Source organism: Agrobacterium vaccinii (genome assembly GCF_021310995.1).
Classification (GTDB): Bacteria; Pseudomonadota; Alphaproteobacteria; order Rhizobiales; family Rhizobiaceae; genus Agrobacterium; species Agrobacterium vaccinii.
Map to the genome: position 1 here is coordinate 1,753,867 of NZ_CP054150.1, position 14,817 is coordinate 1,768,683.

14 protein-coding genes and 1 tRNA gene are annotated in these 14,817 nt (G+C 55.4%); 3 read left to right on the forward strand and 12 right to left on the reverse strand.

The window, feature by feature from the left end; genetic code table 11:
• Positions 1-4 precede the first annotated feature (4 nt).
• Positions 5-1,840: a dihydroxy-acid dehydratase gene (gene ilvD / locus HRR99_RS08775; RefSeq protein ID WP_045228984.1), complete on the reverse strand. Its 1,836-nt coding sequence runs from the start codon at positions 1,838-1,840 to the stop codon at positions 5-7.
• Positions 1,841-1,988: 148 nt separating this feature from the next.
• Positions 1,989-2,957 (reverse strand): LysR family transcriptional regulator, encoded by a 969-nt coding sequence (locus HRR99_RS08780; protein WP_233121213.1) that lies wholly within the window; start codon positions 2,955-2,957, stop codon positions 1,989-1,991.
• Positions 2,958-3,093: 136 nt separating this feature from the next.
• Here HRR99_RS08780 and HRR99_RS08785 point away from each other — a divergent pair, with 136 nt between their 5' ends.
• Entirely contained in the window at positions 3,094-3,708 is a 615-nt protein-coding gene (locus HRR99_RS08785; protein ID WP_111838126.1) for an FMN-dependent NADH-azoreductase, read from the forward strand.
• A gap of 70 nt (positions 3,709-3,778) precedes the next feature.
• Here the strand turns inward: HRR99_RS08785 and HRR99_RS08790 are convergent, their stop codons facing one another.
• Both HRR99_RS08790 and ilvA read right to left on the reverse strand, forming a co-directional pair.
• Entirely contained in the window at positions 3,779-4,090 is a 312-nt protein-coding gene (locus HRR99_RS08790; protein WP_233121215.1) for an HlyU family transcriptional regulator, read from the reverse strand.
• A gap of 65 nt (positions 4,091-4,155) precedes the next feature.
• On the reverse strand, positions 4,156-5,430 hold the full coding sequence (gene ilvA, locus HRR99_RS08795; RefSeq protein ID WP_233121216.1) for a threonine ammonia-lyase: 1,275 nt from the start codon (positions 5,428-5,430) through the stop codon (positions 4,156-4,158).
• Between the two features lie 89 nt (positions 5,431-5,519).
• Here ilvA and HRR99_RS08800 point away from each other — a divergent pair, with 89 nt between their 5' ends.
• Positions 5,520-6,980: a TrkH family potassium uptake protein gene (locus tag HRR99_RS08800; RefSeq protein ID WP_233121217.1), complete on the forward strand. Its 1,461-nt coding sequence runs from the start codon at positions 5,520-5,522 to the stop codon at positions 6,978-6,980.
• A 272-nt stretch (positions 6,981-7,252) separates the two neighbouring features.
• A complete protein-coding gene (locus HRR99_RS08805; RefSeq protein ID WP_233121218.1) occupies positions 7,253-9,244 on the forward strand; it encodes an acyltransferase family protein in 1,992 nt (663 codons plus the stop codon).
• A gap of 81 nt (positions 9,245-9,325) precedes the next feature.
• Here the strand turns inward: HRR99_RS08805 and HRR99_RS08810 are convergent.
• From HRR99_RS08810 to HRR99_RS08845, 8 genes are all read right to left on the reverse strand, one after another.
• Positions 9,326-9,411, reverse strand: a tRNA-Leu gene (locus HRR99_RS08810).
• A gap of 66 nt (positions 9,412-9,477) precedes the next feature.
• Positions 9,478-10,185 (reverse strand): nuclease, encoded by a 708-nt coding sequence (locus HRR99_RS08815; RefSeq protein WP_233121219.1) that lies wholly within the window; start codon positions 10,183-10,185, stop codon positions 9,478-9,480.
• Between the two features lie 154 nt (positions 10,186-10,339).
• Positions 10,340-10,870: a MerR family transcriptional regulator gene (locus tag HRR99_RS08820; protein ID WP_111838122.1), complete on the reverse strand. Its 531-nt coding sequence runs from the start codon at positions 10,868-10,870 to the stop codon at positions 10,340-10,342.
• Positions 10,871-11,034: 164 nt separating this feature from the next.
• On the reverse strand, positions 11,035-11,373 hold the full coding sequence (locus HRR99_RS08825) for an integration host factor subunit alpha (RefSeq protein WP_111838121.1): 339 nt from the start codon (positions 11,371-11,373) through the stop codon (positions 11,035-11,037).
• A gap of 143 nt (positions 11,374-11,516) precedes the next feature.
• Entirely contained in the window at positions 11,517-12,488 is a 972-nt protein-coding gene (locus HRR99_RS08830) for a beta-ketoacyl-ACP synthase III (RefSeq protein WP_233121220.1), read from the reverse strand.
• Between the two features lie 3 nt (positions 12,489-12,491).
• The gene (gene plsX, locus HRR99_RS08835; RefSeq protein ID WP_111838119.1) at positions 12,492-13,553 is read right to left on the reverse strand and encodes a phosphate acyltransferase PlsX; all 1,062 of its coding nucleotides are present in this window, start codon (positions 13,551-13,553) and stop codon (positions 12,492-12,494) included.
• A gap of 99 nt (positions 13,554-13,652) precedes the next feature.
• A complete protein-coding gene (locus HRR99_RS08840) occupies positions 13,653-14,216 on the reverse strand; it encodes a YceD family protein (RefSeq protein WP_111838118.1) in 564 nt (187 codons plus the stop codon).
• The gene (locus tag HRR99_RS08845) at positions 14,216-14,764 is read right to left on the reverse strand and encodes a ubiquinol-cytochrome C chaperone family protein (RefSeq protein ID WP_233121221.1); all 549 of its coding nucleotides are present in this window, start codon (positions 14,762-14,764) and stop codon (positions 14,216-14,218) included. The genes HRR99_RS08840 and HRR99_RS08845 overlap by 1 nt, the downstream gene beginning before the upstream one ends.
• Between the last annotated feature and the right edge of the window lie 53 nt (positions 14,765-14,817).

Here is a 14,817-nt window from a genome sequence, read left to right on the forward strand (position 1 = left end):
ATGTTTACTCCGGCAAAATCCGAACAGCACCCTTGTCCGCGCTAGACGCAAACGCCGCATAGGCCTTCAACGCCGTCGTGACATTGCGTTTGCGGTGTTCGGCTGGCTTCCAGCCCAGTTGATCCTGTTCGGCACGGCGTGCTGCAAGTTCCGCATCTGGAACCTTGAGGTTGATGGTGCGGTTGGGGATATCGATCTCGATAGGGTCGCCCTGACGCACCAGCCCGATGGCACCGCCCTGGGCCGCTTCTGGTGAGGCGTGACCGATGGAAAGGCCTGACGTGCCACCGGAGAAGCGTCCGTCGGTGATCAGAGCGCAAGCTTTGCCCAGCCCCTTGGATTTCAGATAACTGGTCGGGTACAGCATTTCCTGCATGCCCGGACCGCCCTTGGGGCCTTCGTAGCGGATAACGACGACATCGCCCGCCTTGACTTCGTTGGACAGAATGCCCTTAACGGCTGCGTCCTGGCTTTCATAGACCACGGCTGTACCGTTGAATTTCAGGATGGATTCGTCCACGCCCGCCGTCTTCACGATGCAACCATCCAGCGCGATGTTACCGTAAAGCACGGCCAGACCACCGTCCTTCGAGAAAGGCTTTTCGACCGAGCGGATGACGCCGTTATCGCTGTCCGTATCCAGCTCATCCCAGCGCGACGACTGGCTGAAGGCCACCTGCGTCGGTACGCCACCGGGTGCTGCCTTGAAGAACTGACGCACATTTTCGCTGTTGGTGCGGGTGATGTCCCAACGGTTGATGGCATCGCCCAGCGTTGCCTCATGCACGGTATAGCAATCCGTGTTGATCAGACCGCCACGTTCCAACTCTCCCAGAATGCGCATGATGCCGCCTGCGCGGTGAACGTCTTCCATGTGCACATCACTCTTGGCAGGCGCGACCTTGGACAGGCACGGCACTCGCCGCGACATGCGGTCGATGTCTTCCATTGTGAAATCGACGCCGCCCTCATGGGCCGCCGCCAGAATATGCAGCACGGTGTTGGTGGAACCGCCCATGGCGATATCCAGTGCAATGGCGTTTTCGAAAGCAGCCTTGGTCGCGATAGAGCGTGGCAGAACGGTATAATCATCCTGCTCGTAATGGCGACGGGCCAGATCGACGATCAGATGACCCGCCTCAACGAACAGACGCTTGCGATCCGAGTGCGTTGCCAGCGTCGAGCCATTGCCTGGCAGAGCAAGACCCAGCGCTTCCGTCAAACAGTTCATCGAATTGGCCGTGAACATGCCGGAGCAGGAACCACAGGTCGGACATGCCGCACGCTCGATGGTATCGACTTCCTCGTCCGTCATCTTGTCATCGGCAGCAGCAACCATCGCATCCACGAGGTCGAGCGCGACGGTCTTGCCATGCAAAACGACCTTGCCTGCTTCCATCGGTCCACCGGACACGAAAACGGCAGGAATGTTGAGACGCATGGCAGCACTCAGCATGCCGGGCGTGATCTTGTCGCAGTTGGAAATGCAAACCATCGCGTCAGCGCAGTGGGCGTTGACCATATACTCGACGCTATCGGAAATGATTTCACGCGATGGCAGCGAATAGAGCATGCCATCGTGACCCATGGCGATGCCGTCATCCACGGCAATGGTGTTGAATTCCTTGGCAACACCGCCAGCCGCTTCGATTTCGCGCGCAACCAACTGACCGAGGTCCTTGAGGTGGACGTGGCCCGGCACGAACTGCGTGAACGAGTTGACGACGGCGATGATCGGCTTGCCGAAATCGCCATCCTTCATACCAGTGGCGCGCCAAAGGCCACGCGCACCGGCCATGTTGCGGCCATGGGTTGTCGTTCTGGAGCGATAAACTGGCATGTGCTTATTCCTCGATTTGTCTGTCGCGAAGGCTTTCACCCGCAGAGCAAACTGCCCCAATCTTCGCTTTTGCAAGGCTTTTACTCCAAAGCCGCGCGCCTGTCACTGTCACCTTGCGGCAAAACAGTACGGTTCGGTACGGTACGGTTTATTCCGCCGCATCTCGCAGGTCAGCCGAATAGCTGGGTGCAATGTGGGCCAGGAAAGTCTCATGATTAGGGCATTGCGACAGGCGCTGCTCGAACGCATCCACGAGCCACTTCGCCGCTGGTCCGCAGGGCGTGTCCGTCTTGCGCAAGGCATAAAGTGGGTATTCGCCACCCTCATAGGAATCAAGCTCCAGCGCTTTCAGATCGCCATTGATAATGTCATTGCGCACCACGGATGCCGGAAGCCCACCCCAACCCAGCCCACCCTTGATGAGCTGATATTTGGTGGCGATATCGCTGACGCGCCATTTCTTGTAGGACAGAACGTTGAAATCCTTGCCCTTGGTCAGGCCCGACGTGTCTGTCACAACAAGCTGCACCTCTTCGCGCACATCGGCCAGGGTCAGCGGTCTGTTCAGACGCACCAGCGGATGATCCGCCGCTGCAACCGGGATCATGAAGGAATGGCCGACCTTATCGATGACGAGACCGTCATCCTGATGGAACATGGCCCCGCCGATGCCGATGCCAGCCTTGCGGCTCAGCACCATCTCCATGACCATTCCGAGTTCACCGACACTGAGGTTTAGCGTTACGGTTGGAAACTGCACGCGAAAATCCCGCAGCACCTCGACCACCGCTTCGGCAGGCACCATTGTGCTGATGGCGAGCGAAACCTCCGCTTCCAGACCCTGCTTCAAACCCTTGGCCCGGGCGCGCAAATCCTGAAGTCCAGCGACGATGCGGCGCGCATGCTCCAGCATCGCCACGCCTTCCTGTGTCAGCTTGGGCTGGCGCACGCCGTTGCGCTCGAAAAGCGTCACTTCCAACTGCGCCTCGAGATTGGCGATAGTATAGCTGACAACCGATTGCGCCCGGTTCAGCGCGCGAGACGCGGCTGAAAAGCTGCCGGTTTCGGCGACGGAAAGAAACACCTGCAATTGGTCAAGTGTGGGGTTGGCTTCCATGGTCCATCCAGTTTTTCGATAGGTGACTTCCATATTATCACAGTTTTCTAGATGACAACATTGACCGATACAAGCGGCAACGATTGGGTTCCCCTGCCCCGTCCGACCTCCGAAATTGAAAACAAGGATATTTCAAATGTCGAAGATTCTTCTCGTAACCTCCAGCCCACGCGGTGGCGAATCGCTGTCGAACAAATTCGCAGGCGAGCTGGCTGCGAAGCTTCAGACGCAGACGAACGGCTCCATCACGCATGTTGATCTGGGTCAGAACCCGATCAAGCACCTCGACACCGTAACCACCTCTGCCATCCGCAAGGCTCCCGACCAGCGTACGCCGGACGAAGCATCCGCCGCAGACGATTCCGACAAGCGCGTTGCCGAATTGCTGGAAGCCGACACGATCGTCATCGGTACCGGCATGATCAACTTCAACATCTATTCCGGCCTCAAATCCTGGATTGATAACGTTGCTCGCGCAGGTCAGACGTTCACCTACACGGAAAAAGGCCCTATTGGCCTTGCCACCGGCAAGAAGGTTTACATCGTCATCGCTTCCGGCGGCGTCTATTCCGAAGGCCCGGCTGCTCCTCTCAACCACGCTGTCCCATACCTCAAGACCGTTCTGGGCTTCATGGGTATGACGGACGTTGAAGTTGTTTATGTCGAAGGTCTGGCATTCGGCCCAGAAGCTGCCGAAAAGGCAATCGCTTCCGCAACTGCCAAGGTTGAAGAACTGGCCAAGGCTGCCTGATATAAAAAAGCGGCGTTTCGCAACGCCGCTTTCAAGCACTTCCATAACGGCTGCGAGCCTCTCGCGGCCGTTATTTTTTGTCGGAAAATAACGACGCACCATTCTGGTCGATGATCAGCTGCGCCTTGCGCACGGTGCATTCCACGGCATCGTCAAGGCTGGTGAACACATCGGCACGCACGAATTCATGCGTCAACGTTTCCTCTCCCACCTTCTTTTCGATGCGTCCGGCCAGACGATACTGCCCGCCTTCCTTCATCGGCGTCGCGTAGATGACGCAATCCTTGTACGCATGCGGCTCTGATGTTTCGGCCTTCTTCGGTGCGTCATCCGATGCTTGAGAGCCGAAGGCGGACAGGATTTTCGAGAAAAACGAAGCCATGGTTACATTCCTTTTTTCTTGCCGCAGGAAGGGACGAGCCCTCCCTGCCCGGTCATGAATTGCAATCAGATGATCAGATTGGCGAGGATTTCGTTTTCGGTTATGTCCTCATAGCCCAATCCCGCATCTTCGAAGCGCTGGAACAGCCCGTTGAAATTCTCCCGGTCCGTCGTTTCGATGCCTATCAGGATCGAGCCGAAGTTGCGGGCGGATTTCTTCAGATATTCAAAACGCGCAACGTCATCATCGGGTCCCAGAAGATTGAGGAAATCGCGAAGCGCGCCCGGGCGCTGCGGCAGGCGCAGAATGAAGTATTTCTTCACACCCGTGTAGCGCATAGCGCGCTCTTTCACGTCCGGCAGACGGTCGAAATCGAAATTGCCACCGGAAACCACACACACGACGCGCTTGCCTTCCAGCCTTTCGCGACCCAGTTTCTCAAGTGCCGCGATGGACAGCGCACCGGCAGGCTCCAGCACCACGCCTTCCAGATTGAGCATGTCGATGATCGTCACGCAGATCGCATTTTCAGGGATCAACTGAACCTGTTCGGCAGAAAAATGCTGCAAGGCTTCGAAGTTAAGGTCGCCAATGCGCGCCACTGCCGCGCCATCCACGAAATTATCGACCTTGGTCAGCGTCACGGCCTTGCCCGCTTCAAGGCTTTTCGTCAGACTCGGCGCACCCTCGGGCTCGCAGAAGATGAAGTTGTCGCTGGCAACCTTGCCAGCGAAAAAGCCGGTCAGGCCAGCCGAAAGTCCACCGCCGCCAACCGGCATCACCAGCAGATCGGGCGGGTTCGAGTCGGGCAACTGGTCGACGATCTCGGCGGCAACGGTCGCCTGTCCCTCGATGATATCCTTGTGGTCGAAGGGCGGCACCATATAGGCGTCGTTTTCTTCCACATAAGCGCGGGCGGCGGCATAGCATTGGTCGAAAATATCGCCGATCAGCCTGATCTTGATGAACTCGCCACCAAAGATGCGGGTCTTGTCGATCTTCTGCTGCGGCGTCGTCACCGGCATGAAAACCACACCATGCACGCCGAAATGGCGGCAGGCAAAAGCAAAGCCCTGCGCGTGGTTACCCGCAGATGCGCAGACGAAAACTTTATTCTTGCCCGTGGTGGACACCGCCTTGCGCAGAAAGTTGAAGGCACCTCTAATCTTGTAGGAACGAACGGGCGTGAGGTCTTCACGCTTCAGCCAAATCTCGGCACCATAGCGACGGCTGAGATGTTCATTCAACTGCAACGGCGTTTCGGGAAACAATTCCCGAACTTCCCGCCGTGCGGCCTCTACAAGCAGTTTATCCACGATTTTCAATCCATTGAATTTCACGATGGCACCCGCTATGCCATAGGAAAACGCCTGACACAAAGACTCTTTACGCGCTTTCGGTACGGCTCACTCCATGAAGGTTCCCTTTTTTGAACAGCAACCTTTTGCGCGCAGTCCTTTATATCGCTTCGGTCTTCGGGCTTTACATGGCAACCGCCATGTTTATTCCCGCCATGACAGACCTCTATTACGGCAACAATGACTGGGCGGTCTTTGCCACCTCCGGCTTCCTATGCGGCGGACTGTCACTGGCCTGCGCGCTAGCCACCCGCGCGCCCATGCCAACCTTCAACAAGCGGTTCGGTTTCCTGCTGGTCAATGTACTCTGGCTGGTCTTTTCGCTGATCGGCGCCGTTCCGCTCTATCTGTCGGAGCTCAATCTCTCCTTCGGACGCGCTTTGTTCGAATCCGTTTCCGCCATCACCACCACCGGCTCCACCGCCATTTACGGGTTGGACAAGGCGCCGCAGGGCATTCTCATCTGGCGTTCGCTGCTGTGCTGGCTGGGTGGTATCGGTATCGTGGCACTTGGCCTTTTCATCCTGCCACTGCTGCGCGTTGGCGGCATGACCTTCTTTCGCATGGAATCCTCAGACACCGCCAACGACCGGCCTTTCGCGAGGCTCGCGAGCTTTACCAAGGCTTTCGTCGGCATCTATGTGGTCATGACGCTGGCCTGCACCATCGCATTCGATTTCGCGGGCATGACGCATTTCGATGCGCTGAACCACGCCATGTCGACGGTAGCCACCGGCGGTTTCTCCACCCACGACGCATCCTTCGCCTTCTTCGGCAACAATGTTGCACTGCTGTGGATCGCCACCTTCTTCCTCATCCTCGGAAGCCTGCCCTTTTCCGTGATGATCCTGCTCGCCGTGCGTGGCCGCATGGATATTCTCCACGACCCACAAATCCGCGTCTTCATCGGCTATCTCTGCGCCATATCGCTCGCCGTCGGCATCTACCACCACATCACGAACGGCGTTCCGCTCGACATCGCGCTCAGCCATTCCTTCTTCAACATGACGTCGATCCTGTCCACCGGCGGCTTTGCCAGTGACGACTATACGCTGTGGGGACCCTTCGTGGTCGTCGTCGCCTTCTTCGCCACCTTCATGGGCGGCTGCTCCGGGTCCACCGCAGGCGGCATCAAGGCCTACCGCTTCGTCATCGTCTACAATGTCGTAAAAACCGGCCTGAAAAAGCTGCTCTACCCTGACGCGGTCTACACCGTGCGCTATGGCGCCCAGGTCGTGGACGCCGAAACCATCCGCAACGTCTTCCTGTTCCTGAGCTGCTTCATAGCCCTGTGGATTGGCGGCAGCCTGGTCATGAGTGCCATGGGCTACGACTTCCTGACCGCCACCTCGGCGGTGGCCACCTCCCTCGCCAACGTCGGCCCCGGCATCGGCCCCACCATCGGCCCCGCCGGAAATTTCTCAACGATCAGCGACCCGGCGCTCTACCTGCTATCACTGATGATGCTGCTGGGACGTCTGGAGATTTTGACAGTGCTGGTGCTGCTGATGCCGCTGTTTTGGCGGGGTTGAGTATCAGTTGTCATAATTGGTCCACTCAGCTAATATTTAGGAAAATCTGAATAACTTGCGTTTAACGCATTATGAATGCTTTCTCCATTTGCATTTCTAGACAAGCACCCGACCTAAAAACTCCACAAAATATGTAAGTTCAGCTAAACTGATAATAATGCTAATTGTTGAACTGCAGTCTTTATTTTATTTGATTCCGTCCAAAATAGATATTATTTAGATTCCATAAAGTTAAACGGCATAAAATTTAAATTCCGGATTAAAGTTTTTTTATGCATTCTGAATTGAAACATAGTAATTACAGACCCGAAATTGATGGTCTTCGCGCAATAGCTGTGATCGGCGTTGTTATAAATCACGCATTTCCTAAGATTTTACCTGGCGGATTTATTGGCGTAGACATATTTTTTGTAATATCAGGATTTTTAATTACTAGGATATTGCTGTCAGATATTCAAAATTCTAAATTTTCGATTTTGCAATTCTACTGCTCACGGGCAAAAAGAATATTACCGGCATTGATAACAATGCTCATCATCACAACCATTTTCGTTGGTGCTTTTTTTTCACCACCTGATTTTCGCTCATATGCGAAGACCTTGATATCGACAGCGACTTTTACTGCGAACTTTCGTTTTCACTCCGATAGCGGTTACTTCGAACCGGATGCAAAAGAGTTACCTCTCCTACATATGTGGTCTCTTTCAATCGAAGAGCAATTCTACGTCATATTTCCTGTAGCTCTCTTTATTGCGTATCGATTTGGCAAAGTCGGTCATTTTCTGTTGTCGTGTGTATTAATTTCAATAGTAGCAACCGAATTTGAACTACATAAGGATCCAGTAACCGCATTTTATTTTCCCCAATACAGAATCTGGGAGTTTGCCATTGGAGGAATTTTGGCAACGAGAAGTCTAAGGGAATGGAAAATACCTTTTCGTCATGCCGCCTCTTTGGTTGGCCTTATGATGATTGGTCTAAGCTACATTTTCTTAAACTCTAACACGCCCTTTCCTGGCTTAGCTGCCCTTCCGGCGTGCATGGGGACCGCTTTATTGATCTGCGCAGGCACGACATCGAAGGGCGGAAGCCTCGCGTCAACCTATCCCCTAATTCCAATAGGACTGATTTCTTATTCATTATACCTTTGGCACTGGCCCATTCTCGCAATATGGTTCTACGCAAAAAGTGGTGATCTTTCGACGTTAGAACGCGCTGCTGCACTTTTGATGGCTTTTGGCGCGGCAGTAGTATCTTGGCGGTGGGTCGAACAACCGTTTAGAACGAAAAAAAGTTCTTCCGAGACGAAAAAGACGCTTATTCTCGCTTCATGTTCGTTGACTCTCCTGATCGTAACAGGCCTGGGGATAAAAGCTGCGCTCGATAGACACTCTCTCGTTGTTGCTTTTTACGGAGAAACAACGGCGAATCTTATGGAAGATACAAAACGGCTGGTCACATCCAGTAAATGCCAAATCATTGAAAATGCAGTCAGTGTCTCAGACTGCAGAATCGGAAATGCTGCACTAGCACCCGACATAGCAATATGGGGTGATTCATATGCTGATGCACTAAAATCAGGTTTTTCTTCAATTCTACAAGAACGATCTGCGATCGGGTTCATCTTGCATTCTTGCCCAGCAATCCTCGACACGATTAGAGTGGATGATAGACCGGGTTGGCGAAATTTTGGCCGAAAATGCGAAGAACATAATGCCCGGGTTATGACAGAACTTGCTCAGAATAAAAACATCAAAACCGTTGTGATTTTTAGTGGACTAGGTAGCGCCATGGCACCATATGGACCTAACGCAAAGCTAATTCCAAAAAATATGGCCAACCTTGCCAAAGAGGATGTCAGACAGGCGATAGCGGATCGTGTCATTGAGACAGCTCGCTCAGTAGAGCGGCTGGGCAAGGGCGTCATCCTGATAGGAGGCTTCTACGCTGAAGCGAGACATGGCGCGATAGATTTGCTCCGCGCCTATAGGAATGACACCTCAGTCCTCGAAAATGCAACATTTGAGAAAGAAGCTTACGATGCCAAGACTGGGCCTTTGAATTACTACCTCCAGTCTAACAGCCGTGAACGCTTATGGTTCATTGATCCTCAGAGCTTATTCTGTAAATCTGGCTCTGCTGTTTGCACATATTATGACAAAAGAGCGCTTCTAAGGGACAGCGGGCACCTCACTGTTGAAGGGGCTCGTAGACTATCTATCATGATAGCAACGGTTCTCGATCAAAACCATATCCCCAGATGATCTCGGATTTTTGCAGCGAACACTTGCAATAACGCTAAAGCAAAAAAACTTGCGAAACTTCCGTATTGGGAAAAATAGGCTTGGTGCGGACGGCGGGACTTGAACCCGCAAGACCAGAGGCCGGCAGATTTTAAGTCTGCTGCGTATACCGATTCCGCCACGTCCGCTTGCGGGTTTTATCTACACAGCGCAGGCGGGTGTGGTCAACGGGGCGTTGAGGGTGCGGGGTGGATTTAACCGCACCAGCTCTGATTTCTCGCGCCAGCCGGGCGAGCCAGCCCTTCGCGAACAAGCTGATCGGCAAAGGATACACCTGACCTTGACAGGGTGGATGCGCCGCCAGCAGATGCCACCTGAAAGCCGCCGGAATTCAGCATGTCGCGCAGACGTACCTTGGCGGTAAAACCTCGCTGACGCTCCTCCAGGCAGCGGGCCTGATCGGTTTGCGGCACGTCGATGCCGGCCAGCTTCATTTTCTCGCCATTCAGCCAGAACGTGTTGCCGTCAGCCACGCAATTGTTGAGGCCAGAACGACCACAAAAGGCGAAAGTGCCGGGCTTTGCGGTTAGCGATACCTTTTCCACCGATGGGCGGGGGGATGGCAGCGTGGCGCTTGCCGTCTGCGTCGAGGCGCCTGCCAAGGGCATGGCGATGCTGCGCGGTGGCACCGGTGCGCCGCTTGCCGGAAGTGCCACGGTCTGTGTTGCGGCAGGCCTCATGCGCTCGCTCGCTACATCACGCGTCACGGGTTTGGGTGGGGTTGTCGCCGGTCTGGAGACGGCAGCGACGGTGCCTTTCAAGGCTGGCATCAGGCTGTCGCGGTGCTCATAGACCTGGATGCCGCCGACGGCGACACCGAGCAGCAACAGCCATGACCACATGCCCGAACCGCCAGATTTGGCAGATGAACGGCGGCGGCTTGTCGGTTTTCTCTTGCTCACGGGGATCACTCCTTGTCCATGCGCATTATCGGCCCAAGGGGTTTCCGAAAGGTTGGCATTTGACATAAATGCGGATCAAAAAATGAATTTATCCACAACTCATGTGCGTCGCCGCACCCTTTAATCCTGCACGTGTCGCACAAACAAGGAGACGTTAGCGCACCTGATCCAGCAGGCGCTTGCATTCCAGAAGGTCGAACAGCGCTTCCTGCAACAGTGCCCGGTCATCCTTGCTGATGCTGGATTTACCGATGGAAATCTCCGGTGTGTCGTCTCCAGCACCTCCGAAGCCGAAGAATCGGCCACTTGGTTTGGCCTTGGGACGTCCGACGACTTCGTCTTCCTCTGCGTTCGTGACACGTGGCTCAACCGTTTCACCGCTGGCCGCCATGATGGCTTCCATCGTTGCCATATCGCCTGAGGCGATAGCCGAGACGAAGCGGTTGCCGTTGGTCTTCAGCAGCTTCTGCACGCCCTTGATCGTGTAGCCGTGGTCGTAGAGCAGGTGGCGAATGCCCTTCAGCAGATCGACGTCATCGGGGCGATAATAGCGGCGGCCGCCGCCGCGCTTCATAGGCTTGATCTGCGGAAAGCGGGTTTCCCAGAAGCGCAGCACGTGCTGCGGCAGGTCCAAATCCTCAGCCACTTCACTGATGGTTCGAAAGGCGTCGGGGCTTTTATCCAAGGTCCACTCCCATCCACACCAGAGGCAGGATTTCAAAACACCATTTAAGCTACGATGCGAATCGCACTGATTTCAACGGCTTGAAGGTTGAAATTCAACTATGTTCACAGGAGATAAGGAATCCTAGCGTGCAGAAATCAAAGCCCTGCACGATGGCGACTGCGTCAGGAGACCGCTTTTTGAGTCTTCTGCTTTGCCTTGCGGGCGGAGTGCGCCTTGAGAATGCGCTGCTTCAAAACGTTGGAGGCCTTGAAGGTCATGACGCGTCGTGGCGAGATCGGAACCTCTTCGCCGGTCTTGGGATTGCGACCGATACGCTCGTTCTTCTCGCGGATCTGGAACGTCGCGAAGGAGGATAGTTTTACAACCTCCCCACGTGTTATCGCGTTGCAGATCTCGTCGATCACGGTTTCAACCAGTTCGGCGGATTCGGTTCGGGACAACCCCACTTTTCGAAACACAGACTCGGCTAGATCCGCACGTGTCACTGTTTTCCCGGCCATATTTCCCCGCACCGCTCTCTTTTATCTCGTTGAAGCCGTCCAAGATTATTGCCCTTGGGACGACCGGTCAAGCAAAGTTTCAGAATCGTTTAGGCATTTCCAGCAATGGTGGCAATGGCTTACACGGCTGCGTAAAGAGAATTTTACCAGCGCAGCAGAACTGCACCCCAGGTAAAACCGCCACCCATGGCTTCCAGCATGACCAGATCGCCCTTTTTGATGCGGCCATCGGCGGCTGCAACGGCCAGCGCAAGCGGAATGGATGCGGCAGATGTGTTGCCGTGCTGGTCCACCGTAATGACGACTTTTTCACCGGGAATACCAAGCTTTTTGGCCGAACCGTCGATGATCCGACGGTTTGCCTGGTGCGGCACCAGCCAGTCCAGATCGTCCGCCGTTGTTCCCGTGGCCTCGAATGCAGCCTCGATGACATCGGTGATCATGCCCACCGCATGCTTGAAAACCTCGCGGCCTTCCATGCGCAGCTGACCGACCGTACCGGTGGTCGAAGGTCCACCATCGACGTAGAGTTTGTCCTTGTGCGATCCGTCGGAGCGCAGGTTGGATGTCAGAATGCCACGATCAGACGTCTTGCCCTCGCCCTCGCCCGCCTCGAGCACCACCGCACCCGCACCGTCCCCGAACAGCACGCAGGTCGTGCGGTCGGTCCAGTCGAGAATACGCGAGAAGGTCTCGGCGCCAATCACCAGCACGCGCTTGGCCATGCCGCCGCGAATGTAGAGATCGGCAGTTGCCATGGCATAGACGAAGCCGGAACAGACGGCCTGAACGTCGAATGCAAAGCCACTGGTAATGCCAAGGCGGTTCTGGATGTTGACGGCAGTTGCAGGAAACGTGTTGTCGGGTGTCGAGGTCGCAACGATGATGAGGTCGATCTCGTCAGGCTGAAGACCGGCGTTTTCAAGAGCTGCACGGGCCGCAGCCTCACCCAGAGACGAGGTCGTTTCGCCCTCGCCCGCAATATAGCGCTGCTTGATGCCGGTGCGCTGGACGATCCATTCGTCAGTGGTATCGACGATCTTTTCGATGTCCTGGTTCGTCATGACTTGCTTCGGAAGCGCTGCCCCGAAACCACGTACTACTGAGCGGATCATCCGTTATTCCTCATCGACCACGAGAGCTTCCGGCGCCGGTGGCGGCAGCCGTCTTGCGTGGTATGCTTTCAAATCGTTTTCTATTTTTGCGGTCAGTCCGTTATGGGCCATATCATAGCCCACATCGACCGCGGACGCGAAACCAAGCGCGTCCGTGCTGCCATGGCTTTTGATGACGATGCCGTTCAGACCGAGGAACACGCCGCCATTGACCTTACGCGGGTCCATCTTCTCGCGCAGCACGTCGAATGCGCTCTTGGCCAGGATGTAACCGATCTTAGCGATGAAACTGCGGGAAATCGCCTCGCGCAACAGCGTGGTGATCTGCTTTGCCGTACCTTCCGCTGCTTTGAGCGCGATGTTGCCCGTAAAGCCTTCGGTGACGACAACATCCACGGTGCCCTTGCCGATATCGTCACCTTCCACGAAACCGCGATAATCGATGGTGCCAAGGTCGGCTTCACGAATGAGGCGACCGGCTTCGCGGACCTCCTCCTGCCCCTTTACTTCCTCGACGCCGACATTCAGCAGTCCAACCGTCGGGCGGTCGATGTCGAACAGCGCGCGCGCCATGGCGCCGCCCATGATGGCAAAGTCGAGAAGCTGCTGCGAATCCGCACCGATGGTCGCACCGACGTCCAGAACGATGCTTTCGCCTTTGAGCGTCGGCCAAATACCGGCGATCGCAGGGCGCTCCACCCGCGCCATGGTGCGCAGGCAAAACTTCGCCATCGCCATCAGCGCGCCGGTGTTACCGGCAGAAACAGCGACATCCGCTTCGCCAAGCTTCACCGCTTCGATGGCGCGCCACATGCTGGAGACGTAACGCCCGCGGCGTAGCGCCTGGCTTGGCTTTTCGTCCATGGCAACGGAAACTTCGCAATCGAAAAATTGCGATTTGTCCCGAAGCTTGGGAAATTGCGCCAGAATAGGATCGCATTTGCTCTTCTGCCCGTAGAGCAGGAAGGTCACATCGTTATGACGGTCCAGCGCCGCAGCAGCGCCAGCGATGGCAACATCAGGGCCAAAATCCCCGCCCATGACGTCAATTGCTATTCTGATCACTCGTCCCTGATCCTTTTTACCGCCCTGCGGCGAAATTTTGCGCGAAAATACCGTTTCCGCGCCTGCTTACAACTGAATTCTCGATCGCATGCGATCCGTTCAGTCCTTTTTCCAGTCCTTCAATGCTGCAAAAGGCGACGGTTTTTTGTCCTCTTCCGCCTTTGTCTCACCATAACCCGCGAAATCCACATCCGGTTTGCGCGGATAGGGGTCGATGCCGAGCGCCGCAAACTCCGTCACAACGGCACCGACGTCGATCGTATCGCCGGTGAACTGGTCCGGTGTATCGGGACCATCGGGGTCCAGCACGATTTCGCCCTGCTCGTTCGTCATCATCCGCGCCAGCTTCGAACCCTCGGGCACGAAGATGTGCTCGAAGGTCTCGTCCAGAACGCTTTCCACCGGCTCCAGCGTGACGACGCAGGACTGCGTCAACGCCGCCTTCACATCACCGGTAATCTTGACACCATCGCGTTTCCAGCGTGTGACCTGCAATTCGCTTTTCAGATATTCGACGGACAGCACATTCCACAGCTTCGCCAACGCCTTGAGTTCATCCTCACTGGCGGACAGACGAATCCTGACGGGATTGGCGGAAATATGACCTACCTTGACGGGGTAGGAAAAAGGAACGTCGTCATTGGCCGCGTTTTGCGAATTCATTAAAACCTCTTAAACTCCGGGGCGGGCAGCGTCACATTGCCCGTCGCGATCACGTCTTCCGACTGTGCAGACAGGGCGTCGGACGCCATCATCATCCAGTTGGCAAGGCCGTCCATCGAAGGGACCGGCGCTTCTGCCTGTGGGTATATATTGCGCGCGAGGGCTGCGGCAAGGGCTTGCGCATCCCCACCATCCAGCGCTGCGGCGTAGGATTCGAGACGACCGTAGAACATTCCAGCAAATTTCTTCATGCGTTTGGGCACGCCCTGGTCGCCAATGCCAAGCTCGCGCATGGAGTGGTCCAGATCCTGAAAAAACGCGTCGATGATCTCCTGGGCAATCTCCTGTCCACTGGTTTCAGAGGTTTTCGTCCGGCGGAAATACAGAATCATCACGATCGCTAGAAGCTCGAAACGGCCCATGACGGTATCGGGAACATTGAGGTGCAGATAGAAGTCAGGCTGGCGTGCAGCGCTCGTCAGCGCCGTATATTGCCTGTCAACGATCGCACCATTGCTGTTTTTCTTCTTGAAGAGACCGAAGACCATCGAAATTTCCGAATATTGATCGACGAAATCGCGTCTCGTCCATTGCCCTTGTT